The organism is Photorhabdus sp. RM96S (assembly GCF_042879335.1).
Lineage (GTDB): Bacteria > Pseudomonadota > Gammaproteobacteria > Enterobacterales > Enterobacteriaceae > Photorhabdus > Photorhabdus kayaii.
The window spans coordinates 13318-40052 of the sequence record NZ_JBHFKT010000028.1 but is presented as its reverse complement, the minus strand read 5'-3'; the positions used below and the strand labels follow the sequence as shown (position 1 = coordinate 40052).

Here is a 26735-nt window from a genome sequence, read left to right as displayed (position 1 = left end):
ACACTAGCATGGTAAAAAATTATTCTTTGGAGTAAAAAATGAGCGACAAAATTATTCATTTGAGTGACGCTAGCTTTGATACTGACGTTCTTAACGCAGAAGGTGCAGTTCTTGTCGATTTTTGGGCTGCCTGGTGTGGACCATGTAAAATGATTGCACCTATTTTAGATGAAATTGCCCCAGAATACTTAGGCAAACTGACTATTGCTAAATTGAACATTGATGACAACCCGGCAACTGCTCCTAAGTATGGTATCCGTGGTATTCCTACACTGTTGCTGTTTAAAGATGGTCAGGTTGCTGCTACAAAAGTGGGAGCACTGTCAAAAACTCAATTGAAAGAATTTTTGGATGCTAATCTCTGATTGAAGTGAGCTCACATTAATGCTGGGCGTTTAGCGTATATTATTATTTATTTCATTGACCGCTAGACGTCCGTAAAGAAGCGTGATAAGTTAGCGCCACTGCTTGTATCACATACATCATGTTAGAAGTATGTTGCATACTGAATAATCTGTAGTGTCTGATAAGTCTGTTATCTCTGGATAGTCTAAAATATCCAATGGGTTATACGGGAATAATCTGGCGTATAGCTCGTTACGTTGAGATAGTTTTTATCGAAATCAGTAATGTTTCAGCATTATCTCAACAGCGTTTTTGACAGCCTGTCAGTCTTATTTGAGCTCAATCTTAGTACTTCAAATTATTACCTTTTTATATGCATAATGTATTAAAGGTCTGATTTGTTTTTGTACAAAATAAACAGGCACCGATCGATGACGCTGCCATACTATTCACGTTCATAGTTCGAGATATACCCCGAGTTTAAGAACCCACCATTATGAATCTTACCGAATTAAAAAATACGCCGGTATCTGAACTGATTACACTTGGCGAAAATATGGGGCTGGAAAATCTAGCCCGTATGCGTAAACAAGATATTATCTTCTCTATCCTTAAGCAGCATGCGAAAAGTGGGGAAGATATCTTCGGTGATGGCGTGTTGGAGATATTGCAGGATGGCTTTGGATTCCTCCGTTCAGCAGACAGCTCCTACCTTGCCGGCCCCGATGATATCTATGTTTCTCCCAGCCAAATCCGTCGTTTTAACCTCCGCACCGGTGACACAATTTCAGGTAAAATTCGTCCACCTAAAGAAGGTGAACGCTATTTTGCCCTGTTGAAGGTTAACGAAGTTAATTTTGACAAACCAGAAAATGCCCGCAGTAAAATTCTTTTTGAAAACTTAACCCCGCTGCATGCTAATAGCCGCCTACGTATGGAACGTGGTAATGGTTCCACTGAGGATCTGACTGCCCGTGTTCTGGATCTGGCTGCACCGATTGGCCGTGGACAACGTGGTCTGATCGTCGCGCCACCAAAAGCGGGTAAAACGATGTTGCTGCAAAATATTGCTGCTAACATTGCCCACAATCATCCAGATTGTGTATTGATGGTACTTCTGATTGATGAACGTCCAGAAGAAGTCACTGAAATGCAACGCCTGGTAAAAGGTGAGGTTATTGCTTCTACTTTTGATGAACCCGCTTCTCGTCACGTTCAGGTGGCAGAGATGGTTATTGAGAAAGCAAAACGTCTGGTTGAACACAAAAAAGATGTGATTATTCTGCTTGACTCTATTACTCGCTTAGCACGTGCCTATAATACTGTTGTTCCCGCATCCGGTAAGGTATTGACTGGTGGTGTGGATGCTAACGCGTTACATCGTCCGAAACGTTTCTTCGGGGCTGCGCGTAATGTGGAAGAGGGCGGAAGCTTGACCATTATTGCGACTGCGTTGGTGGATACGGGTTCTAAGATGGATGAAGTGATTTACGAAGAGTTCAAAGGTACTGGTAACATGGAGCTGCATCTCTCCCGCAAAATTGCTGAAAAACGCGTCTTCCCAGCTATCGATTACAACCGTTCTGGTACACGTAAAGAAGAGCTACTCACCACTTCTGAAGAGCTACAGAAAATGTGGATTCTGCGCAAAATTATTCATCCGATGGGCGAAATTGATGCGATGGAATTCCTTATCAACAAACTGGCTATGAGCAAAACGAACGACGATTTCTTTGACATGATGAAACGTTCATAGTTTTTAACTCAGTTCATGATCATTTTAAATTAGCGCCACAGTTTCGTGGCGTTTTTTGTATTCACCGCACTGTTATAGCTATATATGGCATGTATTTTGCAAGCTGTATATGCTGCCATATATTTGAAATAAATATTAAAAGAATGATGTAAGAGCATAAGGGCCATTAATTTTTCATATAAGCGGTGTTTTCGGTTGATAAATGACCAGGGTGTGTTTACTTTTTACAGAGAGTTATCATCGTGAATATTCTCAGCATGAATATTGAAATTTTTTATGTTTTTCTGTTTTCTTTTGCGTTTTTGTTTATGGCTCGCAAAATAGCAAAAAAAGTTGGCCTTGTTGATAAGCCCAATTATCGTAAGTGTCATCAGGGGTTAGTGCCTCTGGTTGGAGGAATATCAATATTTGTTGGCATCTGTTTTGCTTTTGTTATCACAAAAGAATTTATTCCTCACAAGTGGTTATATTTGGTTTGTGCCGGTGTATTGGTATTTGTCGGTGCATTGGATGACCGTTTTGATATTAGCGTTAAGGTCCGGGCAACCATCCAAGCTCTGGTTGGTATTGCGATGATGTATTTTGCTGGTCTGAAATTAGATAGTCTTGGTTATGCTTTTGGCCCTTGGGACATGACACTTGGACCGTTTAGTTATGTTGTAACACTATTTGCTGTCTGGGCTGCTATCAATGCATTCAATATGGTTGATGGGATAGATGGATTATTAGGCGGATTATCCTGTGTCTCCTTCGGTGCTTTGGGGATTTTACTGTATCAAAGTGGTAATGCGGCACTAGCATTATGGTGTTTTGCATTTATTGCTGCCATTTTCCCTTATATTGTCCTTAATCTTGGTTTATTAAGCCAACGTTTCAAAGTATTTATGGGGGATGCGGGCAGTACACTGATTGGTTTTACCATTATCTGGCTGCTCATTGAATCTACTCAGGGGAATGAGCATCCTGTTAATCCAGTTACTGCGTTGTGGATTGTTGCCATTCCATTAATGGATATGGTTGCTATTATGTACCGCCGGTTACGGAAAGGAATGAGTCCATTTTCTCCTGATAGGCAACATATTCACCACCTAGTTATGCGGTCTGGATTCTCATCACGTCAGGCTTTTATTTTAATCACTGTTGTTGCCGTTTTATTAGCCGCTGTCGGCATTACTGGAGAATGGTTGGAATTTGTGCCTGAGTGGATAATGTTGGCACTGTTCTTGCTTGCATTTGTGTTGTATGGCTATTGCCTCAAGCGTGTATGGAAGGTAGCTCGTTTCATTAAACGGCAAAAGCGTCGTATGCGCCGTTCAGCTAACCATTAAACATCTATTATCAGCAGAGGTTCTGTGCAGTGATAAAATCAGAAACGAAATCTATTCAGGATGAACAAGCTCTGGAGCATGAGCTGGATATCAGAGCCTTGTGCAGTGCGCTATGGCATGGAAAGGTATGGATCGTTGCACTGGCAATAATTTTCGCAACCGCGGCGCTAGGAGCATCTTATCTGATGCAACAAAAATGGAGTGCCACCGCAATCACTGATCTGCCTACGACTAATCAGTTGGGAAGTTATTACTCTCAGCAGCAGTTTTTGCGCAATCTGGATACTCACATTAACATTTCACTGGAAACTCAGTTACCGTCTATTCCAGAAGAAGCCTATAAGGAGTTTATCACTCAGGTTGCTGCATATGATACTCGCCGTGAATTTTGGTTGAAATCTGATTATTACAAACAGCAGCAGGAGGGCGATGCTAGAGCTGATGCGGCCTTATTAGATGAATTAATCAATAATATTCAGTTTATTCCTCATGATGATAAAAAAGTGCTGAATGACAGCATTAAACTGACCGCTGAGTCTTCTAAACAAGCAAATCAACTCCTGCGCCAGTACATTGCTTTTGCCAATAGTCATGCCAGTACTCATTTAAATGATGAAGTAAAAGGTGCATGGGCTACCCGTGCCCAATCTATGGATGCACTGGTTAAGCGCCAAGAAATGGTCGCTAAAGCGGTTTATAACCGCGAAATGAATGTATTACAGCAGTCCCTGAAAATTGCGGAAAAACAAGGGATTCAGCGCAATCAAACGGATACACCGGTGGATCAGTTGCCCGATTCAAAAATGTTTATGTTAGGGACTCCGTTGTTACAGGCTCAACTTGAGACTTTGGAAGCAATAGGGCCTAAGTATGATGTGGGCTATGACCAGAATATTGCAATGTTAGCAGTATTGAATGTTCACCCGACATTACAGGATCAATTCCAGGCTTACCGCTATTTGAGAACACCAGAGGAGCCTGTTACCAGAGACAGCCCACGCAGAATGTTTTTGATGATCATGTGGGGTGCAGTTGGCGTTTTAGTGGGAGCTGGCGTGGCATTGGTTAGATGCTCGCGTAAATAATCAGATAATTATTAGAAATAACTGCTTCTGAAGGATATTTTCTGCGACTCCAGCAGGAGTAAATGGCATTCAGAGTATTGTTTGCAGGAAAATCTGCAAGTTACTGACTATAAGAGAGTCACTGTGAAAGTGTTGACTGTGTTTGGTACCCGGCCGGAGGCTATCAAGATGGCTCCGCTAGTACACGCATTGGCAGAGGATGAAGCCTTCGAAGCGAAAGTATGTGTCACCGCCCAACATCGGGAAATGTTGGATCAGGTGTTACACCTTTTCGAGATTACGCCTGATTTTGATCTCAATATTATGAAATCAGGGCAAGATCTAACGGATATTACCTGTCGTATTTTGGAAGGATTGAAGCCTGTTTTAGCAGAATTTAAGCCTGATGTTGTATTGGTTCACGGAGATACGACAACAACGATGGCAACCAGTTTGGCTGCGTTCTACCAACGTATCCCTGTTGGTCACATTGAAGCTGGATTAAGAACGGGTGATCTTTATTCCCCTTGGCCGGAAGAGGCAAACCGTAAGATTGCTGGGCATCTGGCAATGTATCATTTCGCTCCGACAAAAAATTCTCACAATAATTTATTGAAAGAATCAATTGCAGATAATCGGGTTTTTGTTACCGGAAATACAGTAATTGATGCGTTGTTGTGGGTACGCGATCGAATAATGAATGACGAGGCTATGCGGAGTAAGCTAGCGAAGCACTACCCGTTTATTGATACTAATAAGAAAATGATTCTGGTGACAGGGCATCGTCGTGAAAGTTTTGGTGGCGGATTTGAGCGAATTTGTGAAGCTTTGGCACAGATAGCCCGTGTTCATCCAGATGTGCAAGTAGTCTATCCGGTTCATCTAAACCCGAATGTCAGTGAGCCAGTAAAGCGCATTTTGCATGATATTGATAACATTATTCTTATTGAACCTCAGGATTATTTGCCATTTGTTTATCTAATGAACCATGCCTATATGCTCCTGACAGATTCCGGTGGTATTCAGGAAGAAGCTCCTTCTTTAGGAAAGCCGGTATTGGTAATGCGCAATACTACTGAACGGCCAGAGGCGGTTGATGCTGGAACGGTACGTTTGGTAGGGACGGAAACAAGAACTATCGTGGAAGAGGTGACTCGATTGTTGACAGACGATGCTGCCTATCAGCGAATGAGCCGCGCTCATAATCCTTACGGGGATGGCGATGCCTGTCAACGTATTCTCGACGCTTTGAAAAAAATCAGGTGACACTATGAGCTTTGAAACTATTTCTGTTATTGGTCTTGGTTATATTGGCTTGCCAACGGCGGCAGCGTTTGCATCCCGTAATAAGAAAGTCATTGGCGTGGATGTTAATCAGCATGCGGTAGAAACCATCAACTGTGGTGCAATTCATATTGTAGAACCGGATCTAGACAAAGTGGTGAAAGTTGCCGTAGAAGGCGGTTATCTGAAAGCAGTGATTGCTCCGTTACCCGCAGATGCTTTTCTGATAGCTGTTCCGACGCCTTTTAAAGCCGATCATGAGCCGGATATGACGTATGTCCGTTCCGCAGCCGAATCTGTGGCGCCAGTTCTGAAAAAAGGTGATCTGGTTATTTTAGAATCTACCTCACCAGTAGGCGCGACGGAGCAGATGGCAGAATGGTTGGCGGCAGCGCGCCCTGATTTAACGTTCCCACAACAGATGGGAGAGGCGTCTGATATTGATATCGCTTACTGTCCTGAACGTGTGTTGCCAGGGCAAGTTATGGTTGAATTAATTAAGAATGACCGTGTTGTTGGTGGTATGACGTCAAAATCTTCAACCAGAGCTAGTGAGCTGTATAAAATTTTCCTTGAAGGTGAATGTGTTATCACTAATTCAAGAACGGCAGAAATGTGTAAGCTGACAGAAAACAGTTTCCGAGATGTAAACATTGCATTCGCCAACGAACTTTCCCTGATTTGTGCTGATCAAGGTATCAACGTGTGGGAATTGATCAATTTGGCGAATCGCCATCCGCGTGTAAATATTCTCCAACCAGGTCCTGGCGTGGGTGGTCATTGTATTGCTGTTGATCCGTGGTTCATTGTTTCTCAAAACCCGAAACAATCACGTCTTATTCATACAGCACGTATGATTAATGATGACAAGCCATTGTGGGTTGTGGATCAAGTAAAAGCGGCTGTTGCGGATTGTTTGGCTGAAAGTGGAAAACGTGCAAGCGAAGTGAAAATTGCCTGTTTTGGTTTGGCATTTAAACCAAATATTGACGATTTGCGTGAGAGTCCAGCAGCACATATCACCGGTATGATTGCGCAATGGCATGCAGGTGAAACGCTGGCTGTAGAACCTCATATTCATGAATTACCCGCTCCCTTGAAGGAAATAACTCGATTAGTTAATCTGGAAAAAGCGCTGGAAGAAGCAGATATTCTGTTGATGCTGGTAGATCATAATCAGTTTAAAGCTGTAAATAGTCATGAAATTAAACAGAAGTGGATTGTGGATACAAAAGGAGTCTGGCGTTGAGACGTATTCTAATCACAGGTGGTGCAGGTTTTATTGGCTCTGCTGTTGTACGGCATGTCATTGATAATACAGAAGATAGCGTGGTTGTAGTTGATAGCCTGACTTATGCCGGTAATCTGGCGTCTCTTGCCCCGATTGCGGATAGCCCACGTTATGCGTTTGAGCAGGTTGATATCTGTCAACGCGGAGCGCTGGAACGGGTCTTTGAACAATATCAGCCGGATTGTGTGATGCATTTGGCGGCAGAAAGCCATGTGGATCGCTCTATTGATGGCCCTGCGGCATTTATCGAAACCAACATTGTGGGTACTTATACTTTGTTGGAAGCTGCGCGTGCTTTCTGGCAGAAACTCAATGAAGAGAAACAAGCTGCTTTCCGTTTTCACCACATTTCAACAGATGAAGTGTATGGTGATTTACATGGTGAAGAGGGATTCTTTACCGAAACAACACCTTATGCGCCAAGTAGCCCATATTCGGCGTCCAAAGCATCCAGCGATCATCTGGTAAGAGCATGGCACCGGACTTATGGTTTACCGGTCATTATCACCAATTGTTCAAATAACTATGGTCCTTACCATTTCCCGGAAAAACTGATCCCTCTGATTATCTTAAATGCATTAGCAGGAAAATCTTTACCGGTATATGGTGAAGGGAAACAAATTCGCGATTGGCTGTATGTGGAAGACCATGCCAGAGCGCTCTATTTGGTTGTGACAGAAGCTGAACCGGGCAAAACCTACAATATTGGAGGTCATAATGAACGCAAAAATATTGATGTGGTTTGTGCGATTTGTGAGCTTCTGGAAGAGCTTTGTCCTGAGAAACCCGCGGGCATTGCTTATTATCGAGATTTGATTACTTATGTTGCAGATCGTCCAGGCCATGATATGCGTTATGCTATTGATGCGGCGAAAGTTGAACGAGATCTAGGCTGGAGACCACAAGAAACATTTGAATCAGGTATTCGTAAAACAGTTCAATGGTATTTGGAAAATGAAAACTGGTGGCGTAAGGTTCAAGATGGTTCTTATGCCGGTGAGCGCCTTGGATTAGGTAAAAACTAAATGACGATGGGGGCAGTAAATATGAAAGGAATCATACTGGCAGGTGGATCGGGAACCCGGTTGCATCCGATAACACAGGGTGTTTCCAAACAATTACTGCCAATTTATGATAAACCAATGATTTACTATCCTTTGTCAGTACTCATGCTAGCAGGGATACGTGATATTCTGATTATCTCTACACCAGAAGATTTACCTTCTTTCCGCCGGCTGTTAGGTGATGGTGACAGATTTGGTATTCACTTAAGTTATAAAGAACAGCCATCACCAGATGGTTTAGCTCAGGCATTTTTGATTGGTGAGGAGTTCATCAATGGCGGGCCTTGCTGCTTGGTATTGGGAGACAATATTTACTTTGGACAAGGGTTCAGCCCAAAACTGAGAAATGTTGTTTCTCGTGGAAAAGGGGCGACTGTTTTTGGTTATCAAGTGATGGATCCTGAGCGATTTGGGGTGGTGGAATTTGATGACGCGTTCCGCGTTCTTTCTATTGAGGAAAAACCAGAAAAGCCAAAATCCAACTGGGCGGTAACGGGTCTCTATTTCTACGATAATCAAGTAGTAGATTTTGCTAAACAGGTCAAGCCTTCTGCCAGGGGTGAACTAGAGATTACCAGTATTAACCAGACGTATTTGGAACGTGGTGAACTAAATATTGAGTTGTTAGGGCGTGGCTTTGCCTGGTTGGATACTGGCACTCATGACAGCCTGATTGAGGCCAGCACTTTTGTGCAGACCGTAGAGAAGCGTCAAGGTTTTAAGATCGCCTGTCTTGAAGAGATCGCTTGGCGTAATGGTTGGCTGGATGATGTACAGTTAAGAGAAACAGTAAAATCTTTGTCAAAAACTGGCTACGGCCAATATCTGCTGGATCTGCTCCATGTTCGTGTACGCTAATATTGAACCATTGGAGTGGGATAGCCACTATTTTGGGTTGTCCACCGCTCGCCTTGATTTCACACCTAATGCCGGTCTGCTAACCTCATCTCAGTTAGAGCAGTATGCTTTAGTGCAAGCTAAAGTACCTGCGCAGCGATTGGATCTTATTGATGGATTATTCGCGTTGGGCTTTTCGTTAGTGGAAGGAGAAGTAGACCTTTCCTTAATAATTGGCATAGAAAATGCTGATAACGACAACTCTGAGAGTAAGTTGCTTTCGGCTGAGCGGCGAGATATCCCGATGTTGAAGGAGGTAGCTTCCAACGTATTTCCTTTGAGTCGTTTCCGAACCCCGTGGTATCAACCGCAGGATAGCGGTCGCTTCTACGCTACCTGGGTGGAAAAAGCGGTATTGGGGACATTTGATCATCAATGTTTGCTGGTAAATGGAGATAATGGACAACCCGCAGGGTTTGTTACCTTACGAGATATAGGAGCAGGAGAGGCTCGTGTAGGTTTACTGGCTGTATTCCCAGGAAATATTGGCCGTGGGATTGGCTCAAAATTGATGTTGGCGGCGCAGCAGTGGTGTCAACACCACCAAATACGGCAGTTAAGGATTGCGACACAAACCAGCAACATTGCTGCTTTGCGCCTTTATACACGCAGTGGTGCGTTTGTTGAAAGCACCGCGTATTGGTTATATAGGGGATGAAATGATTCCATTTAACAGACCACCAGTCGTTGGCACTGAATTAGATTACATGAAGCAAGCAATGGAGAGCGGTAAGCTTTGCGGGGATGGTGGTTTCACCAAGCGTTGTGAAGAGTGGATGGAACAACATTTCAATTGCCCGAAAGTTTTATTGACGCCATCCTGTACAGCTTCACTGGAAATGGCGGCTATTTTGCTGAATGTTCAACCCGGTGATGAAGTTATTATGCCGAGCTTCACTTTCGTTTCTAGTTCTAACGCGTTTGTGCTGCGTGGAGCAACCATTGTATTCGTGGATATTCGTCCGGATACCATGAATATTGATGAAACCAAAATCGAAGCAGCAATTACAGCTAAAACACGCGTGATTGTTCCAGTGCATTACGCCGGCGTAGCCTGTGAAATGGATACTATCATGGCCTTGGCAGAGAAATATAATCTGTTTGTCGTGGAAGATGCTGCACAGGGGGTAATGTCTACTTATAAAGGACGCGCACTGGGAACTATCGGACACATTGGTTGCTACAGTTTCCACGAAACCAAAAACTACTCTTCTGGTGGTGAAGGTGGTGCAGCGCTTATCAATGATCAATCACTGATTTCCCGTGCGGAAATTGTTCGCGAAAAAGGGACTAATCGTAGTCAGTTTTTCCGTGGTCAAGTTGATAAATATACTTGGCGCGATATCGGTTCGAGTTATCTGATGTCGGAGCTTCAGGCTGCTTATTTGTGGGCGCAATTAGAGAAAGCTGAGACAATCAATGAACGTCGCCTTGCCTTGTGGAATACCTATTATCAAGCATTAAAACCGCTGGCTGATGCTGGTCTCCTGACATTGCCTGTCATACCGGAAGGGTTGGAGCATAATGCTCACATGTTCTATATCAAGCTGAAAGATGTTGAAGAACGCTCAGCATTCAATAGTTATATGAAGGACGCGGGGGTACTAACGGTATTCCATTATGTTTCTCTGCACACCAGCCCCGGTGGTGAAAAATTTGGCCGTTTTCATGGGGAAGATCGTTTTACTACTTATGAAAGTGATCGTTTGGTACGTTTGCCGATGTCTTACAACATAACAGACGCTGAACAGCAGATTGTCATCAAACATATTCAGGAATACTTCGCCTGATATGTCGTTGGCTAAAGCATCAATATGGACTGCGGGCTCCACACTGATAAAAATCGGTGTGGGGCTTTTAATCGTTAAATTACTGGCGGTTGCTTTTGGCCCCAGCGGGGTTGGGCAGGCGGGTAATTTCCGTCAGCTTATCACTGTGCTTGGGGTGTTGGCTGGTGCCGGTATTTTTAATGGTGTAACTAAATATGTTGCTGAGTATCAGCAGCAGCCGGAAAGATTGCGTACGGTACTGGGAACATCTTCTGCCATTATCCTTGGGTTTTCCACGCTGTTGGCAGTGATTTTCTTGCTGTTTAGCGGGTCTATCAGTACGGGATTATTCGGCCATCAAGATTATGAGCCAGTTGTGCAGGCCCTCGCCTTTATTCAAATGGGGATTGCTTTTGCCAACTATTTTTTGGCTATTTTGAAAGGATACCGAGATGCTCAGGGGAATGCGCTGGCGATTATTTTTGGTAGCGTGATTGGTGTAATGGCCTATTATCTCTGTTTTGTCCTTGGTGGGTATGAAGGTGCTTTGGCGGGTTTGGCTTTAGTGCCAGCATTAATCATATTTCCCGCGGGATTGATGGTTTGGCGTCTCAAAGCGGTATCGATTTCAAGTCTTAAGCCCATGTGGGATAAAGTACTGGCTGGTCGGCTTGGCAAGTTTACCCTTATGGCTCTGCTGACTTCTATTACCATACCGGTTGCCTACATTATGATGCGAAATCTACTGGCAGCGCATTATAGTTGGCACGATGTGGGTATTTGGCAAGGTGTAAGCAGTATTTCCGATGCTTACCTGCAATTTATCACAGCATCTTTTACTGTTTATCTGTTGCCAACGCTTTCACGGTTGCAAGGTAAGGACGAAATATCAAATGAGATAATTAAGGCGCTGAAATTTGTTTTGCCTGCTGTGGCTGTTGTAAGTTTTACTGTATGGCTGCTGCGTGATTTTGCCATTTGGTTACTGTTTTCTGACAAATTTACTGCTATGCGTGATCTATTTGCCTGGCAGTTGGTGGGTGATGTCTTGAAAGTGGGCGCTTATGTTTTTGGTTATCTGGTGATTGCCAAGGCTGCGTTACGTTTTTATGTGTTGACAGAAATTAGTCAGTTTTTATTGCTTACTGGTTTTGCCCACTGGCTTATTCCTGTAAATGGAGCGTTAGGTGCAGCACAAGCCTATATGGCAACTTACATTATTTATTTCACCCTTTGTTGTGGTGCATTTCTTATTTATCGTAGGCGAGCATGACAACCCTCATTCACGTTTTGGGATCTGATATCCCACATCACAATCGAACGGTATTGCGCTTTTTTAATGATGTCTTAGCGCACGAAATTGGTTTTTTAGCCAAACCGAAGTTTATGGTAGTGACCAGAAATCGCGCTTTATTGGATGATTGCCCAGCATTGGATGTGGCATTCTTCGACAGTAAAAAATCTCTGGCGCAGGCGGTTATTGCTAAAGCGAGTTCAGACAGAGATTGTCGATTTTTTTTTCATGGTCAATTTAATGTGAGTTTGTGGTTGGCGCTGTTGTCAGGAAAAATCAAACGCAATCAATTTTGGTGGCATGCCTGGGGAGCTGATCTGTATGAAGACTCCAGTCAGTTAAAATTCCGTCTATTCTATTTCTTGCGTCGTCTGGCGCAGCGTCGGGTAGGGCATGTGTTTGCGGTTCGTGGAGATCTCTATTTTTATTCTCAACATCATCCAAACGTACCAACATCATTGCTCTATTTTCCAACCAGAATGGAACCTGCTTTGACAATTGCAGATAGAATATCTGTTGAAGATGGCAAGATGACAATTTTGTTGGGGAATTCTGGTGATCGATCGAACCGCCATATTACGGCATTGAAAGTAATTCATAAGCAGTTTGGCGATAAGGTGCGAATCATTATCCCAATGGGTTATCCTGAAAACAATCAGGTTTATATTAATCAGGTAGAACAGGCTGCTTTATCATTGTTCCGGCCAGAAAATTTGAACATTATTAAGCAAAATATGGCGTTTGATGATTATCTGGCATTGTTGCGCCGTTGTGATTTAGGGTATTTCATGTTTAATCGCCAGCAGGGGATTGGAACAATTTGTCTGTTGATACAATTTGGTGTGCCATTTGTACTTAGTCGTCAGAATCTTTTTTGGCGAGATTTAATAGAACAACAGGTGCCGGTATTTTTCGCCGGTGATCCTTTAGATAGCCAACTGATTACAGAAGCACAACGGCAGATGCTCTCCTTGGATAGAAATGTGATAGCTTTTTTTAGCCCGAACTTTATTGATGGCTGGCGGCAGGCGTTGGCAAAAGCGGCGGGAGAGCAGCAATGACTTTAACGCAGTTTGGCGGATTATTTGTTGTTTATTTAATATCACTGGTTTTCATCCTGACGTTGACTTATCAGGAATTCCGGCGTGTACGCTTTAATTTTAATATATTCTTCTCATTGCTTTATTTGCTGACATTCTATTTTGGTTTCCCACTGACATGTTTGTTGGTTTTCCAATTTGATGTTGAAGTGGTACCTGTAGACGCCTTACTACACGCTCTACTGGCTTCGACCTGTTTTTATGGTATTTATTACGTCAGTTATAAAACACGGCTAAGAAAGCCGTCTATACAGCCTAAAGCACCTGTATTCACCATGAACCGGGTAGAAACTAACTTTACATGGTTACTACTGGCATTGGTTGCGGTGGTGACAGTGGGTCTGTTCTTTATGCAAAACGGTTTTCTACTGTTTAAGTTACAGTCGTACAGTCAAATTTTTTCCAGTCAGGTTTCCGGTGTTGCCCTGAAGCGATTCTTTTACTTCTTTATTCCTGCCATGTTGGTGGTTTATTTCTTGAAGCAGACCCAGTTACGCTGGCTGTTTTTTCTGATGAGCACGGTTGCTTTTGGGATACTGACTTATGTCATTGTTGGCGGAACACGGGCTAATATTATCATTGCGTTCGCGTTGTTTCTGTTTATTGGCATTGTGCGTGGCTGGATAACCTTGTGGATGTTGGTCATGGCGGGCGCAATAGGGATTGTTGGCATGTTTTGGTTGGCACTCAAACGCTATAGTTTGGATGTCAGCGGTGCAGAAGCGTTTTATACTTTTCTCTACCTTACAAGGGATACTTTTTCACCGTGGGAAAATTTTGCATTACTGCTGAATAACTACGACAAAATTGATTTTCAGGGGTTGGCGCCTATTATCCGTGATTTCTATGTCTTTATTCCAAGTTGGCTTTGGCCAGGACGCCCTGATGCTGTGTTGAATTCAGCGAATTATTTTACCTGGGAAGTACTGGATAACCACTCTGGTCTGGCAATTTCCCCAACTCTGATAGGCTCTCTGGTTGTGATGGGGGGAGTGCTGTTTATTCCGGTTGGTGCGATTGTTGTTGGATTGATAATTAAGTGGTTTGACTGGGTTTATGAATTAGGAAAACAGGAGACTAATCGTTATAAGGCCGCTATCTTGCAGGCATTTTGCTTTGGCGCGATCTTCAACATGATAGTATTGGCTCGTGAAGGCGTGGATTCATTTGTTTCCCGTGTAGTATTTTTCTGTATTATTTTTGGCTTATGTCTGGTAATTGCTAAGTTGTTGTATTGGCTATTTGAGAGTGCAGGGCTTATTAGAACGTATCTGACTAGCAACCTGGTTGTATCACAAAAACGTCTGTTGCAATGTAAGGAAAGAAAATGGAGCTAAGCAATATTCCTAAATATAGTATTCGTGGCCTGAATATTTGGGGCTTCCGCGATATGGCGCACTTTCTTGACCATATTTTTCAACGCGGGCAGGTAAAGACGGGTACTATGGTGGCGATTAATGCGGAAAAAGTTCTGACGGCAGAGGAAGATACAGCTTTAAGCACACTGCTGAGTGATGCAGAATATCTGTATGCTGATGGTATCAGTATTGTACGTGCTATTCGCCGTAAATACCCTGATGCTGAAGTTTCTCGTGTAGCGGGTGCTGATTTATGGGAAGCCATCATGGAACGTGCTGGCAAAGAAGGTACACCTATTTTTCTGGTTGGAGGTAAACCAGAGATATTGAAACAGACTGAAAGCAAACTACGGGCTCAGTGGAACGTCAATATTGTTGGCAGCCAGAACGGTTATTTCACGCCAGAAGAACGTAATGCTGTTTTTGAACGGATTCATGCCAGCGGTGCGGTGATTGTGACAGTTGCAATGGGATCGCCTAAACAGGAGGTTTTTATGCGTGACTGTCGAAAAATTCATTCGGATGCGTTGTATATGGGCGTTGGCGGTACTTATGACGTATTTATCGGCCATGTGAAACGTGCGCCAAAAGCATGGCAGAATTTGGGGCTTGAATGGCTTTATCGCTTGTTATCACAACCAAGCCGTATTCGTCGCCAGTTTAAGTTACTGAAATTTCTTGGATATTATTATAGTGGTCGTCTGTAAACCCACTTCTTGCCTGTCGTGTAAATTTTCGTCAGGCGATACTTTCGTCAGGTGATACAGTGAATTTATTCCACAATATTTATCTAACAGTTTTAATCCTGCCAGATTTTCACTATTTGTAGTTAATTATTGGATAATTTTTTATTCCACTCAGTGGAAAAACATGTTTTGATCCCTGACCTTTTTATGGCTGATCAACATCAGTCTTGTATGTTTTTATTATTGCACATTACAACATATAACAATGGACAGGGAATTTATGGCAGATCAACAACATAGCTTGCAACGGGGTTTAGAAGCCCGTCATATAGAGCTAATCGCACTAGGCGGCACAATTGGTGTCGGTCTGTTTATGGGCTCGGCCAGCACACTGAAATGGGCTGGTCCTTCCGTTTTGCTGGCTTACATTATTGCCGGAATTTTTGTTTTTTTCATTATGCGATCGATGGGAGAAATGCTGTTTCTTGAACCTGTCACGGGTTCTTTCGCCTCTTTTGGACATAAATATCTCAGCCCATATTGGGGATGCCTCACCGCTTGGGGTTATTGGTTTATGTGGGTGGCGGTAGGGATATCAGAAATAACGGCTATCGGGGTTTATGCTGAGTTTTGGTTCCCTGAACTTCCTCAGTGGGTATCGGCATTGATTGCGGTGGCATTGGTCGCTTTGGCGAACCTTGCGGCGGTACGTCTTTACGGTGAGCTGGAATTTTGGTTTGCCATGATTAAGGTGACCACAATTATTGTCATGATCCTGATTGGCTTGGGATTGATATTTTTCGGTATTGGTAATCAATGGCAGCCTATTGGATTGGGTAATCTGACTGCGCATGGTGGTTTCTTTGCGGGTAATTGGCAAGGGTTCTTGTTTGCGCTCTGTATTGTGGTTGCATCTTATCAGGGGGTGGAGTTGGTTGGTATCACTGCGGGGGAAGCGAAGAACCCTCAGGTGACATTGAAAAAAGCGATTAACAATATTCTCTGGCGTATTCTGATTTTCTACGTGGGTGCGATTTTCATTGTAGTGACATTATTTCCATGGACAGAAGTGGGTTCACAGGGTAGCCCGTTTGTAATGACATTTACCAAAGTGGGGATCACTTCCGCGGCAGCCGTGATTAACTTTGTCGTATTGACGGCCGCGCTTTCCGGCTGTAACAGCGGCATGTACAGTGGTGGACGGATGCTTTATGCGTTGGCGCAAAACCGTCAGCTACCTTCATCACTGACTAAATTGTCAAAGAATGGGGTGCCGGTAATCTGTATTGCCATCACTATCCTGTGTTTGATTGTGGGCTCTAGTTTGAATTATTTGATCCCAAATCCGCAGGCGGTTTTTGTTTATGTTTACAGTGCCAGCGTATTGCCAGGAATGGTACCGTGGTTTGTTATTCTGATAAGTCAATTGCGTTTTCGTCAGTATCATCAGCAGGCACTGAAACAACATGGTTTTAAATCCATTCTGTTCCCTTATGTAAATTACCTGACATTGGCATTTTTATGTTGTGTGTTGATAGGAATGGCAATTAACCCGGATACCCGTTTTTCATTGCTGGTTGGTGGGGGGTTTTTGTTAATGGTGTCGCTGATTTATTGGTTGGTGAAGCTTTTTAACGGTAAAAAATCAAAAGCCTGATATACCTTATGGATTTCAAGATGCATCGCGGCGGCAAGGGAGTGAATCCCCGGGAGCATAGCAAACTATGTGACCGGGGTGAGCGAGTGCAGCCAACAAAGAAGCAACTTGAAAGATGACGGGTATAGATTGATTTACTGTCACGGTGGTAGTGAATAGGGAAGTTAAGAGCTGGCTTTATCTACGAAATGAGCAAGGTGTAATCAAACGCATCATTTCTTTAAAAAAGCACTGGACAGTATATCATTAAATCCGTACTATCCCCACCCGAAACGGCGTTAAGCGCCCGTAGCTCAGCTGGATAGAGCGCTGCCCTCCGGAGGCAGAGGTCTCAGGTTCGAATCCTGTCGGGCGCGCCATTATTTGCGTGCAAGAGCTGCGGTGATGTATTGCGCTGTTGGTAATAAGTATTTAGCAGTAAATAGCTGTTATGGTGGCTATAGCTCAGTTGGTAGAGCCCTGGATTGTGATTCCAGTTGTCGTGGGTTCGAGTCCCATTAGCCACCCCATCTTTTTTGTGACACGCGAGGGTGGCGGAATTGGTAGACGCGCTAGCTTCAGGTGTTAGTGTCCTTACGGACGTGGGGGTTCAAGTCCCCCCTTTCGCACCATAAAAAAGAGAAAAGTAAAGAGTAGAAAATTTCGGCGAGTAGCGCAGCTTGGTAGCGCAACTGGTTTGGGACCAGTGGGTCGGAGGTTCGAATCCTCTCTCGCCGACCAAATTCCAAAAAAAAACCTGCATTGCAGGTTTTTTTGCGTTTTATCCCTTTTTATCTCCTTGGCTTTTTGTTCCCTTTCCTGATCGATATACCTTTAAGTTGTGCTCTGTTGATTCAAATTTAGTGGATTATTTTTTAAAAATAACTATTTGTTTTATATAGTAATTTTTTATTTTTTGTATTTTGGAGACAATCGATATACTAGCTGTCTCAAATAAGAGACTTATAACAAATTGAATTATAATGAAAATAATAAATACCTTGTGTTTTGTCTCAAATAAGAGACAGTGCATGAGATGGATTTTGTGATGATTCGATTTCTTGTTGTAATAAATAGAGAAATAGCTGATGAAGCGAGGCAGCTTTCATTTAAATAAAAGCTGGCACACTAAATGCATTATTACAAACGTAGATGCTCATCCTATTTCTTATGATTGCATATGCTTCATAAACCCAGGGATGATGCAGAGCCGATTATCGGTGCCTATTGTCCATGTCACAGATGAGTAATTTTCATCGCCGACCGGACTCAACGTTGAGTGAGGCACTATCCGTCTGTAGACCTGATTGTATTTGTACACCTATCTTTGTTTTAAGGTAGGTGTTTTTTTATTTCTAAGAGATATATCTGGTAGGTTTATACCCTATGGATTTCAAGATGGATCGCGACGGCAAGGGAGTGAATCCCCGGGAGCATAGGTAACTATGTGACCGGGGTGAGCGAGTGCAGCCAACAAAGAGGCAACTTGAAAGATGACGGGTATATATACTGTTTAGGTATTACTGTCTAATATAAACAGAACTGAAAATATGATAGTTAGTTTTTTACTGTAAAATTGATTTAGTTATTTCATTTCTAAACTTATCTTAAGGGGAATATTGATGTCAAAAATGATGGGATGTCCTGGTTGTAGCCGAATGTTACATGAATCCGCACAATCATGCCCACATTGTGGCGCGATGATAAGGGCCTATTCTTCTGGTAGTCAAAGCCGCATTGTTGCTGCACTGTTGGCGTTTTTTCTTGGTTCCTTTGGCGCTCATAAATTTTATCTGGGCAAGATCGGTATGGGGATTTTATATCTGCTATTTTTCTGGACATTTATCCCTACACTTATCTCATTTATTGAATTTATTATTTATCTTTGCACTTCCGATGAAGATTTTGCTAAGAAATATGGTTAGAAAAATGCCCCGTGCGGGGCATTTTTAATCATCGGCATGAAGACTTGCTAATAATGGATGAGCGATCACGACATTACAGCACTATTACTATTAACGAGATCACTCTTCACGACATTACTTTCACGCTTTAAAGTGAGTACTAATCCCTCGCGACGAACTTGTGCGGCCTCTTCTGGTTTACGTAGTTTGTCCAATGCATCGGCTAACCAAGCATAATCATGTGCATCAGGACGTTGGGCTAATGCAGTTTTAAAGTCTTTTACTGCTTTTTCCCATTCTCCGTGGCGCAAAGCAACTTGTCCAAGTGTACTGTTTAACAGAGGGGTAGAACCATGTTGTTTTAACTGATGGTCCAATGCGTTTTGTATCGGCTTTGGATCTTCGCTTTTTAAGCGAGGGATCAATAAGAGTAAACGTTCGTCGTATTGACGTTTTAAACTTTCCAGGATGATCTTTTGTGCAGCTTCATGGTCATTACATTCAATCAAATGTTCAGATATTGCAACTTGCAACGCCACATCATGGCGAATTTTTCGGCTTTGATCGTGCCACCAACGTTTTAAACCTTCGCTGCCTTGTTCTGCCATGTACTGATTCATCAGACCGATATAGGCTTGCTGGCGCAATTTGTGAATTTGTAACTCATCATGTAGATGGATTTTTTCCATTACCGGTAGTATATCAATCAGTGACTGGTAAGCTCCTGATTTCATATAAGCCTGTTCAGCCAAGCGTAAGACTTCTGGATGACGTGAAGCTTGATTTAATAGCTTGTCTACACCATGACGGGCTGCGTGAACTTCACCTTGCGTGAGTTGAATACGTACACGGGTAATATCCACAGGCAACTGGTTATTATCTGCGACTTCTGCCGCGCGTTGTAAATATTGATTGGTACGAAATTCATCACCGCGTTGTTGGGCTGCTTCAGCCGCCAGTAAGTAGTTGACCACAGGTTGTTCTGCATGATCAGCGTTACGGGTCAGTAATTGCTCAACTTGTTTGAAATCGCCTTCTGCCAGTTTGAGCAACGCTGCTTTTGTTTGGGCATGGGCACGGCTGCGTTTGCGTCCAAGGAACCAGCCACGGGTACGTGAGCCTGTGCGTATAACTCTGCGGTAGCACCAACCAAAGAGGCAGAGTACCAGTTGTAAAAGAACAAATATAATGAACAGGCCGGTAACACTGGTTTCAATGTTGTAATTGTCAGTTTGAATCAGCACATATCCCTGATGGCCAGCAATTATCGGACCGAGCACAATACCAACAATGAGTACCACAAACAGTAATAGAACTTTCAGCATAACTTAACCCTCCTGATTAGTTTCAGAAGATTGGGAAAGTAAGCTACGAACCCGGGTTTGCATCAGTTTTTCCAGTAAAGGCTGGCTTGAAAGGTGGTCTGGCGCAGTTATGGAAACAGGCTGCTGGCTTAATGAATCAATTTCTTCCAGGAATGCTTTGGTATTGGGATCATTGATATCAAAGTAAGCTCTAACCCAAGTTGAAACTGTTTCTAATGATTGTTTAAAAACTTCACCTTGATGACGGGGTATTGCTTGGGCGGCAATCAACAGACGGGCTCGGATATTTTCTCGTAGATAGATATCTTGATTTGGTGCCAGTAATGGCTCTGCTGCGGTATCCCGGCGACGGATGGTAATGAAATTATCCATGAAACTCTTCCAGCTTTTGCTCAGATTCTGGCGCCATTCAGATAATGTACCGGTTAATTCATCATTATCTTCGTCCATTGGCGAACCATCGGTTGTATTGTCAGCCAGACGCAGGTTATCTACTTGGTTAGAAAGCTGATTAACTCGCAGGATAATGCCGTCAAAATCAATCTGACTAATGGCAGATAATGTACTGATGTCTTGTGTAATTGCACGACGGATTTCAATCAGGCTTGGATCATTCATTTCAGAGAGACTGGCATCTGCATTTTTCAGCAGAGCAGCGGCGGTGACTATATCTTGATCATTCCATAATTTCCGGCCTGCCATTTTGACCAGAAAATCAGCTTGTGCTAGTAGCCAGCTTTTTACATCAGAACTGGATAACGCAGAGATTTTGGCCTGTAACTCTTGTAGACTATGACCCAGTTGCTCATTTTGTGCGGAAAAATGGCTTAAAGTCTGTGATTGTTCTTTAAACAGCGCTTCAATATGCTGTTTATCCTGTGATTGTTGTTGTTTCAATGATTCCAGTTGTTGGCGTAGCTCGTGGTTCTCTGCACTCAATAAATGGCTTTGTTGCTGTCCGTAATAATAAAGACCGCCGCCGATTGCCAGCATGATTGCAATAGCAATAATGTTTTTTAGCGTACCAGAACGTTCTTGCTTTTGAGGCGCGGTTTCGAGCTGTTGCAAGTTTTCAACCGTAGTTTTTGTTTGTTCAACTGTCTCGGCGGACTGTTTTTGCTCCGTCATAGTGGGCATCCCATGTCAGTTTATTCTAGTGCCTGAATTAAGGCATCGTTATCTGCACTTTTTGCAACTTTAACATCTTGCCAGCCCAAGTTCCGGGCGGTATGTGCAAGACGCTCGCTTACCACAATCAGGTGGCAATGCAATAACCACCTATTTCGATCACTTTCAGGTATTAAGTTATATAATAGTTGCAGTATTTCGCCACTGGTTACAACTAAAGTTTGTACTCCATACTTTTGCCAGTGGGCACTGAATTCTGCTGCCGGGTAGTCTACTGGCTGGCGGAAATAACATTCACAATAATTAACTGTGGCACCTCTTTCTGTCAGCGTCCGGGCAATAAGTTCACGTCCGCCATTTCCTCTGAGCAGCAAAGCTTGTTTATTTTCAACCTGATGTAGTGATGGTAGTTTTAGCAAGATTTCGCTGGTCTCACCCTCTGATGACCAGATAACATTCATATCCGTTAGTTGATGAAAAGCCAGAGCGGTTGATCTGCCGATAGCATAATAAATCAGCTTGTTGGGCCATAAAAGATTAATTTTATTTAACTGAGAGTTTGCATAATAAACTGCATTTTTTGACAATAGAAATACCATATCACAGGTATTTAGATGGTTAAGCTTCTCAGCTAGCTGTGGCAGCTCTGAACCTGGGTGAATATTGATTAAAGGTGCGCTGAAAGCTGTTTTTCCCGCAGCCTGTAACTTTCTGACGAGTTCCTCTCCGGCAGGAGCAGGGCGAGTCACCAGAATACTCATGTGGGGGGATTTCCTCGATAAATTTTGGTTAGAATTTCCCGTGCTCCCCGTTCCAACAACTCTTCTGCCAATTCAACCCCTGCCTGGCAGGCATCTTTTGGGAAAGCCGTTCTCTCACCGCGAATAATAACGCTACCATCAGGTGCGCCAACTAATGCCCGTAACCAGATTTTCCCGTCCTGCCAGATAGCATAGCTACCTATTGGTACTTGGCAGCCTCCTTCCAGCCGGGTATTCATCGCACGTTCGGCAAGAACACAAGCTTCTGTATCATAGTGGTTTAATGGTGCTAACAGAGTTTGTGTTTGTTGGTCGTCAAGGCGGCATTCAATTCCTACCGCGCCTTGACCAACGGCAGGTAATGATTGTTCTGCCGTCAATGGCGTACGGATACGCTCATGCAGTTTTAACCTTTTCAATCCTGCGACGGCGAGGATGATTGCATCATAGTGACCATTATCCAACTTGTTCAGACGGGTTCCAACATTGCCCCGAAGGTCACGGACAATCAGATCAGGACGGAATACACGAAGTTGACACTGGCGGCGTAAACTTGATGTGCCAACGATGCTGCCTGTTGGCAATTCATCAAGAGAGTGATATTTCACAGAGACGAAAGCATCACGTGGATCATCACGTTCACAAATAGTGACCAGACCTAGCCCCTCAGGAAAAGAGATCGGGACGTCTTTCATTGAATGGACGGCGATATCGGCTCGGCCTTCAAGTAGAGCTAATTCTAACTCTTTGACAAATAGCCCTTTTCCTCCAATTTTTGCCAGAGGCGTGTCCAGAATAACATCGCCCTGGGTTACCATCGGAACCAGTTGAACTTCCAAATCTGGGTGACATTGTTGTAGTTTTTGTTGAACATACAGCGCCTGCCACATGGCTAGAGGGCTTTGTCGGGTTGCGATACGGATGGTTTTAGTTGACATAGATGTTTGTATTGCTCAGGCTTTTCAGCCGTCATATAAATGAAAAACATAGCACTCGTTTTAACACTTCATCACTTTTTTTTCCAGCCAGGAGGCTGAGAAGAAGAGATGCCAGTTATGTTAAAGCATAAAATAAATTTTAATTTTTAAATTATTTTTATATCTATAAAAATAGATTGATTTAATTATGAATTAACTTTTCAAATAACTTATTTCTGTAATTAAAGAATTCCGAATGGAAAAAATCATTAATTAAAATATAGCCAACGGAGTCATTTTTATAGGGTTGATGATAACAAGGTATTACGCGCATTAACTTGAAAAAATGGGCAGAGAAAATTTCTTTCGTATAAGAAAGTATAAACGGTATGGGTTTTTTGATTATTTCCATATATAACAATGTATTATTTGATTTTTCGTACGATAAGGCATCGAATTCAATTGCTTTACTGACTTTACGGTTTATCGACAAGGTGTTAAATTGATCACGTTTCCGGTAATAAATTGGTAAAAATCATTCTAAATAATTCCATCGAGCTATAACAGCCGGAAACGGGGGATTTATCTGGGCACTGGAACTCAATCGGGCGAGACGTCTTGTACCTTTATATCGAAACACTGAAGCAGAGACTGGATGCGATAAACCAACTCAGGTTAGAACGCGCTTCTACCGCCATGAGTGCGGAATTTAAACAGGTATACAGTTTACTGCCAGTATTATTGCATTATCATCATCCGATGATGCCAGGTTACATTAACGGTAATGTTCCCTATGGCGTATGTTTTTTCGTGCATGATGAAGCACAAAAATCTTATCTTAATGATTTAGAAAATAAATTAGATCACTTCATAGAACAGCCAGCCAATGGTGAACTTCCTATTACCGGTATTTACTCAATGGGCAGTACTTCATCAATCGGGCAGAGCGGTTGTTCTGATTTGGATATCTGGGTATGTCATCAGTCATGGCTTGATAATGATGAGCGCCTTTTGCTGCAACGTAAGTGTACGCTTATTGAACAGTGGGCGGCAGCGCTTAGTATTGAAGTCAATTTTTTTCTTATCGATGAAAACCGCTTTCGCCATAATGCGAGTGGTAGCCTCGGTGGAGAGAACTGCGGTTCTACTCAGCATATTCTGTTACTTGATGAATTTTATCGTACCGCTGTACGTATGGCGGGTAAGCGTTTGTTATGGGAAATGGTGCCCGTAGAAGAAGAACGCCATTATGATGAATATGTTTTATCGCTTTATGCGCAAGGTGTTCTGACGCCAAATGAGTGGCTTGATCTCGGTGGATTGAGTGAACTATCTGCTGAAGAGTACTTTGGCGCTAGCTTATGGCAACTCTATAAAAGTATCGATTCCCCTTATAAAGCCGTATTAAAAAGCTTGTTACTGGAAGCCTATTCTTGGGAATATCCCAATGGTAAGTTACTGGCAATGGAGATGAAACAGCGCCTACATGCGGGTGAAATAGTTTCCTTTGGCCTTGATGCATACAGCATGATGCTTGAGCGTGTTACCCGTTATCTGATAGAAATTAATGATACGACCCGTTTAGATCTAATACGTCGATGTTTTTATTTAAAAGTTTGTGAAAAGCTCTCTCTAAATCAAGATGATAAAGGCTGCATTGGCTGGCGACGTCAGGTTTTGACCCAATTGGTCTATGAGTGGAAATGGGATCCAGAACGGTTGAAAATTTTGGATAACCGCAACTCATGGAAAATTGAACAGGTTCGTGATGCGCATAATGAACTGCTCGATACCATGATGCAGAGCTATCGTAATCTTATCCGTTTTGCCCGCCGTAATAATCTGAGTGTCAGTGCCAGTCCACAGGATATTGGTGTGCTGACGCGTAAACTTTATGCTGCATTTGAAGCATTGCCAGGGAAAGTAACGCTGGTTAATCCGCAAATTTCGCCAGACCTATCAGAGAAAAATTTAACATTTATTTATGTCCCTCAAGGACGTGCAAACCGTAGCGGTTGGTATCTCTACAATCAGGCTCCGGCTATTGGATCGATCATTGGTCATCAACCTCTGGAATATAATCGTTATCTCAATAAACTGGTGTCGTGGACCTACTTTAACGGTTTATTAACAGAAAAATCGTGTATTCATATTCATCATGGCGAAACTCAATGTGATGAGCTGAAGTTGCATGAATTGATTAATGATATTTCTACTCATTTTCCCATCCGTCTGCCATCACCGACACCGAAAGCACTCTATAGCCCATGTGAAATTCGCCATTTGGCAATTATTGTCAATCTGGAGAAAGATCCGACCGCTGAATTCTCCAATCAGGTTGTACATTTTGATTTCCGTAAGCTTGATGTATTCAGTTTTGGTGAATCGCAACAGTGTTTGGTAGAAAGCATTGACTTACTTTATCGTAATTCATGGAATGAAGTGAGGACTTTACACTTTAGTGGTGGGCAATCTGTGCTGGAAGCGTTGAAGACCATACTGGGTAAAATGCATCAAGATGCTGCACCGCCAGCGGCTGTTGAAGTGTTCTGTTACAGCGAACATTTACGAGGGCTTATCCGAACCCGCATCCAGCAACTGGTATCTGAATGTATTGAATTACGTTTATCCAGCAATCGTCAGGACCCTGGTCGTTTTAAAGCATTACGTATTGCTGGTCAGACTTGGGGGCTGTTCTTTGAACGTCTTAACGTATCTGTGCAGAAATTGGAAAATGCCGTGGAATTCTATGGGGCAATTTCTAATAACAAATTGCATGGGTTGCCGGTGAAAATTAATACCAAAGAGACACATTTGCCCGCGGTGGTTGATGGCTTTGCCAGTGAGGGAATTATTCAATTTTTCTTCGAAAATACGCAAGATAATCAAGGTTTTAATATTTATATTCTGGATGAAACCAACCGGGTAGAAATTTATTCTCATTGTGAGGGAAGTAAGGAAGAATTGGTACGTGACGTCAGTCGGTTTTATTCTTCATCTCATGATCGGTTTACCTACGGATCAAGTTTTATCAACTTTAACTTGCCACAGTTTTATCAGATTGTGCAAATGAAAGGCCAGATTCAGGTGATTCCATTTAGTGAATCATCTTTTTCACATTTGTGTGTGGCTCATGATGGGGAAAATGAAGAGCAGCCAGAACCTTATCGTTCTGTGTCACATTACTGATTTACCCCGCGGTGCGGGGTAGGTTCAATTATGGAAAACTGAACTGCTCGCCACTTTGTTCGGTGATGGCGTGTGCTAGCATGGTTAAAAAATTGTCACCGCTGCGGTCACAAATCCACTGACCTTCTTTGTAGTCAAAATGATAACCACCGCCTTTGGTTGCCAACCAGATTTGATGGAAAGGTTCCTGGCGATTGATAATAATTTTGCTGTCATTATCAAAGCTCAGGGTCATGACGCCGCCATTGGTTTCACAGTCGATATCAGCATTGCCATCATAATTATCTAACTGCCCTTCGATATAAAGTATCAGTTGGTCAGCTAACTGGTGAAATTCACTGTCGTTCATCTTCATTTCCTATTTGCTTTTCGAGGTCTAACTGCGATTATAGAGAATATTGACGTATGAATTACAGGCATTAATGCAATGAAGAAAAAATTACGCGGATTTCTGGCTATCATAACCTTATTTGTACTTTCCGGCTGTGGACTGAAAGGTCCTCTCTATTTTCCTCCAGAACAACCATCGACAGAGAAGGCGACAACTGCGTCTCAGATTTCCCCGAATACTGGGCAGCAAGAGCAGCAAGGGCAGAAAGTGGATAGCACCTCTCAGAAATAAGCGAGATAAGCCGATAG

General features: G+C 42.9%; 23 protein-coding genes and 4 tRNA genes. 22 read left to right on the top strand and 5 right to left on the bottom strand.

Features of this window, described 5'->3' with window-relative positions:
• Positions 1-38: 38 nt before the first annotated feature.
• The 20 genes from trxA to ACGF49_RS16640 all read left to right on the top strand — a co-directional run bounded on the left by trxA (position 39) and on the right by ACGF49_RS16640 (position 18797).
• Positions 39-365, top strand: a complete 327-nt coding sequence (gene trxA / locus ACGF49_RS16735) for a thioredoxin TrxA (protein ID WP_228901471.1) — start codon at positions 39-41, stop codon at positions 363-365.
• Between the two features lie 476 nt (positions 366-841).
• Complete coding sequence (gene rho / locus ACGF49_RS16730) at positions 842-2101, top strand: transcription termination factor Rho (RefSeq protein WP_011148733.1); 1260 nt, start codon at positions 842-844, stop codon at positions 2099-2101.
• A 242-nt stretch (positions 2102-2343) separates the two neighbouring features.
• Entirely contained in the window at positions 2344-3429 is a 1086-nt protein-coding gene (gene wecA, locus ACGF49_RS16725) for a UDP-N-acetylglucosamine--undecaprenyl-phosphate N-acetylglucosaminephosphotransferase (RefSeq protein ID WP_228901469.1), read from the top strand.
• A 29-nt stretch (positions 3430-3458) separates the two neighbouring features.
• Positions 3459-4514 (top strand): ECA polysaccharide chain length modulation protein, encoded by a 1056-nt coding sequence (wzzE, locus tag ACGF49_RS16720; RefSeq protein ID WP_228901467.1) that lies wholly within the window; start codon positions 3459-3461, stop codon positions 4512-4514.
• 123 nt (positions 4515-4637) lie between these two features.
• The gene (wecB, locus tag ACGF49_RS16715; protein WP_112877342.1) at positions 4638-5759 is read left to right on the top strand and encodes a non-hydrolyzing UDP-N-acetylglucosamine 2-epimerase; all 1122 of its coding nucleotides are present in this window, start codon (positions 4638-4640) and stop codon (positions 5757-5759) included.
• Positions 5760-5763: 4 nt separating this feature from the next.
• Positions 5764-7026: a UDP-N-acetyl-D-mannosamine dehydrogenase gene (gene wecC, locus ACGF49_RS16710; protein ID WP_113042947.1), complete on the top strand. Its 1263-nt coding sequence runs from the start codon at positions 5764-5766 to the stop codon at positions 7024-7026.
• The gene (gene rffG, locus ACGF49_RS16705) at positions 7023-8093 is read left to right on the top strand and encodes a dTDP-glucose 4,6-dehydratase (RefSeq protein WP_113042875.1); all 1071 of its coding nucleotides are present in this window, start codon (positions 7023-7025) and stop codon (positions 8091-8093) included. Before wecC ends, rffG begins: the two co-directional genes overlap by 4 nt.
• A 21-nt stretch (positions 8094-8114) precedes the next feature.
• Positions 8115-8990 carry a glucose-1-phosphate thymidylyltransferase RfbA gene (gene rfbA, locus ACGF49_RS16700; RefSeq protein ID WP_113042949.1) on the top strand — a complete coding sequence of 292 codons (876 nt, stop codon included), beginning with the start codon at positions 8115-8117 and terminating at the stop codon, positions 8988-8990.
• Positions 8974-9687: a dTDP-4-amino-4,6-dideoxy-D-galactose acyltransferase gene (gene rffC / locus ACGF49_RS16695; RefSeq protein WP_113042877.1), complete on the top strand. Its 714-nt coding sequence runs from the start codon at positions 8974-8976 to the stop codon at positions 9685-9687. The genes rfbA and rffC overlap by 17 nt, the downstream gene beginning before the upstream one ends.
• Before the next feature lies 1 nt (position 9688).
• Positions 9689-10819 carry a dTDP-4-amino-4,6-dideoxygalactose transaminase gene (gene rffA / locus ACGF49_RS16690; RefSeq protein ID WP_113042878.1) on the top strand — a complete coding sequence of 377 codons (1131 nt, stop codon included), beginning with the start codon at positions 9689-9691 and terminating at the stop codon, positions 10817-10819.
• A 1-nt stretch (position 10820) separates the two neighbouring features.
• Positions 10821-12071 (top strand): lipid III flippase WzxE, encoded by a 1251-nt coding sequence (wzxE, locus tag ACGF49_RS16685; protein ID WP_113042880.1) that lies wholly within the window; start codon positions 10821-10823, stop codon positions 12069-12071.
• The gene (locus tag ACGF49_RS16680; RefSeq protein WP_113042881.1) at positions 12068-13153 is read left to right on the top strand and encodes a TDP-N-acetylfucosamine:lipid II N-acetylfucosaminyltransferase; all 1086 of its coding nucleotides are present in this window, start codon (positions 12068-12070) and stop codon (positions 13151-13153) included. Before wzxE ends, ACGF49_RS16680 begins: the two co-directional genes overlap by 4 nt.
• Positions 13150-14529, top strand: coding sequence for an ECA oligosaccharide polymerase (gene wzyE, locus ACGF49_RS16675; protein WP_113042883.1), 1380 nt, complete (start codon positions 13150-13152; stop codon positions 14527-14529). The genes ACGF49_RS16680 and wzyE overlap by 4 nt, the downstream gene beginning before the upstream one ends.
• Positions 14520-15257, top strand: coding sequence for a lipopolysaccharide N-acetylmannosaminouronosyltransferase (wecG, locus tag ACGF49_RS16670; RefSeq protein ID WP_113042885.1), 738 nt, complete (start codon positions 14520-14522; stop codon positions 15255-15257). The genes wzyE and wecG overlap by 10 nt, the downstream gene beginning before the upstream one ends.
• 259 nt (positions 15258-15516) lie before the next feature.
• The gene (locus tag ACGF49_RS16665; RefSeq protein ID WP_271867012.1) at positions 15517-16893 is read left to right on the top strand and encodes an amino acid permease; all 1377 of its coding nucleotides are present in this window, start codon (positions 15517-15519) and stop codon (positions 16891-16893) included.
• A gap of 282 nt (positions 16894-17175) precedes the next feature.
• Positions 17176-17252, top strand: a tRNA-Arg gene (locus tag ACGF49_RS16660).
• Between the two features lie 74 nt (positions 17253-17326).
• A tRNA-His gene (locus tag ACGF49_RS16655) sits at positions 17327-17402 on the top strand.
• A 15-nt stretch (positions 17403-17417) separates the two neighbouring features.
• Positions 17418-17504: transfer RNA gene (locus ACGF49_RS16650), tRNA-Leu, on the top strand.
• Between the two features lie 32 nt (positions 17505-17536).
• A tRNA-Pro gene (locus tag ACGF49_RS16645) sits at positions 17537-17613 on the top strand.
• A gap of 881 nt (positions 17614-18494) precedes the next feature.
• Positions 18495-18797: an NINE protein gene (locus tag ACGF49_RS16640; RefSeq protein ID WP_113042889.1), complete on the top strand. Its 303-nt coding sequence runs from the start codon at positions 18495-18497 to the stop codon at positions 18795-18797.
• A 65-nt stretch (positions 18798-18862) separates the two neighbouring features.
• Here ACGF49_RS16640 and hemY read toward each other — a convergent pair whose 3' ends face one another.
• From hemY to hemC, 4 genes are read right to left on the bottom strand one after another with little or no spacing between them, the layout of a single operon-like run.
• Positions 18863-20101 carry a protoheme IX biogenesis protein HemY gene (gene hemY / locus ACGF49_RS16635; RefSeq protein WP_113042891.1) on the bottom strand — a complete coding sequence of 413 codons (1239 nt, stop codon included), beginning with the start codon at positions 20099-20101 and terminating at the stop codon, positions 18863-18865.
• 3 nt (positions 20102-20104) lie between these two features.
• Positions 20105-21229, bottom strand: a complete 1125-nt coding sequence (hemX, locus tag ACGF49_RS16630; RefSeq protein ID WP_113042893.1) for a uroporphyrinogen-III C-methyltransferase — start codon at positions 21227-21229, stop codon at positions 20105-20107.
• Between the two features lie 20 nt (positions 21230-21249).
• On the bottom strand, positions 21250-21990 hold the full coding sequence (gene hemD, locus ACGF49_RS16625; RefSeq protein WP_113042896.1) for a uroporphyrinogen-III synthase: 741 nt from the start codon (positions 21988-21990) through the stop codon (positions 21250-21252).
• Entirely contained in the window at positions 21987-22928 is a 942-nt protein-coding gene (gene hemC, locus ACGF49_RS16620; protein ID WP_113042897.1) for a hydroxymethylbilane synthase, read from the bottom strand. Before hemC ends, hemD begins: the two co-directional genes overlap by 4 nt.
• 597 nt (positions 22929-23525) lie before the next feature.
• Here hemC and ACGF49_RS16615 point away from each other — a divergent pair.
• Entirely contained in the window at positions 23526-26096 is a 2571-nt protein-coding gene (locus ACGF49_RS16615; RefSeq protein WP_113042899.1) for a class I adenylate cyclase, read from the top strand.
• Between the two features lie 28 nt (positions 26097-26124).
• On the opposite strand, the gene cyaY is transcribed toward ACGF49_RS16615, so the two are convergent.
• A complete protein-coding gene (gene cyaY, locus ACGF49_RS16610; RefSeq protein ID WP_113042901.1) occupies positions 26125-26445 on the bottom strand; it encodes an iron donor protein CyaY in 321 nt (106 codons plus the stop codon).
• Between the two features lie 78 nt (positions 26446-26523).
• Here cyaY and ACGF49_RS16605 point away from each other — a divergent pair, with 78 nt between their 5' ends.
• Positions 26524-26718, top strand: coding sequence for a lipoprotein (locus tag ACGF49_RS16605; RefSeq protein ID WP_113042903.1), 195 nt, complete (start codon positions 26524-26526; stop codon positions 26716-26718).
• Positions 26719-26735: the final 17 nt, after the last annotated feature.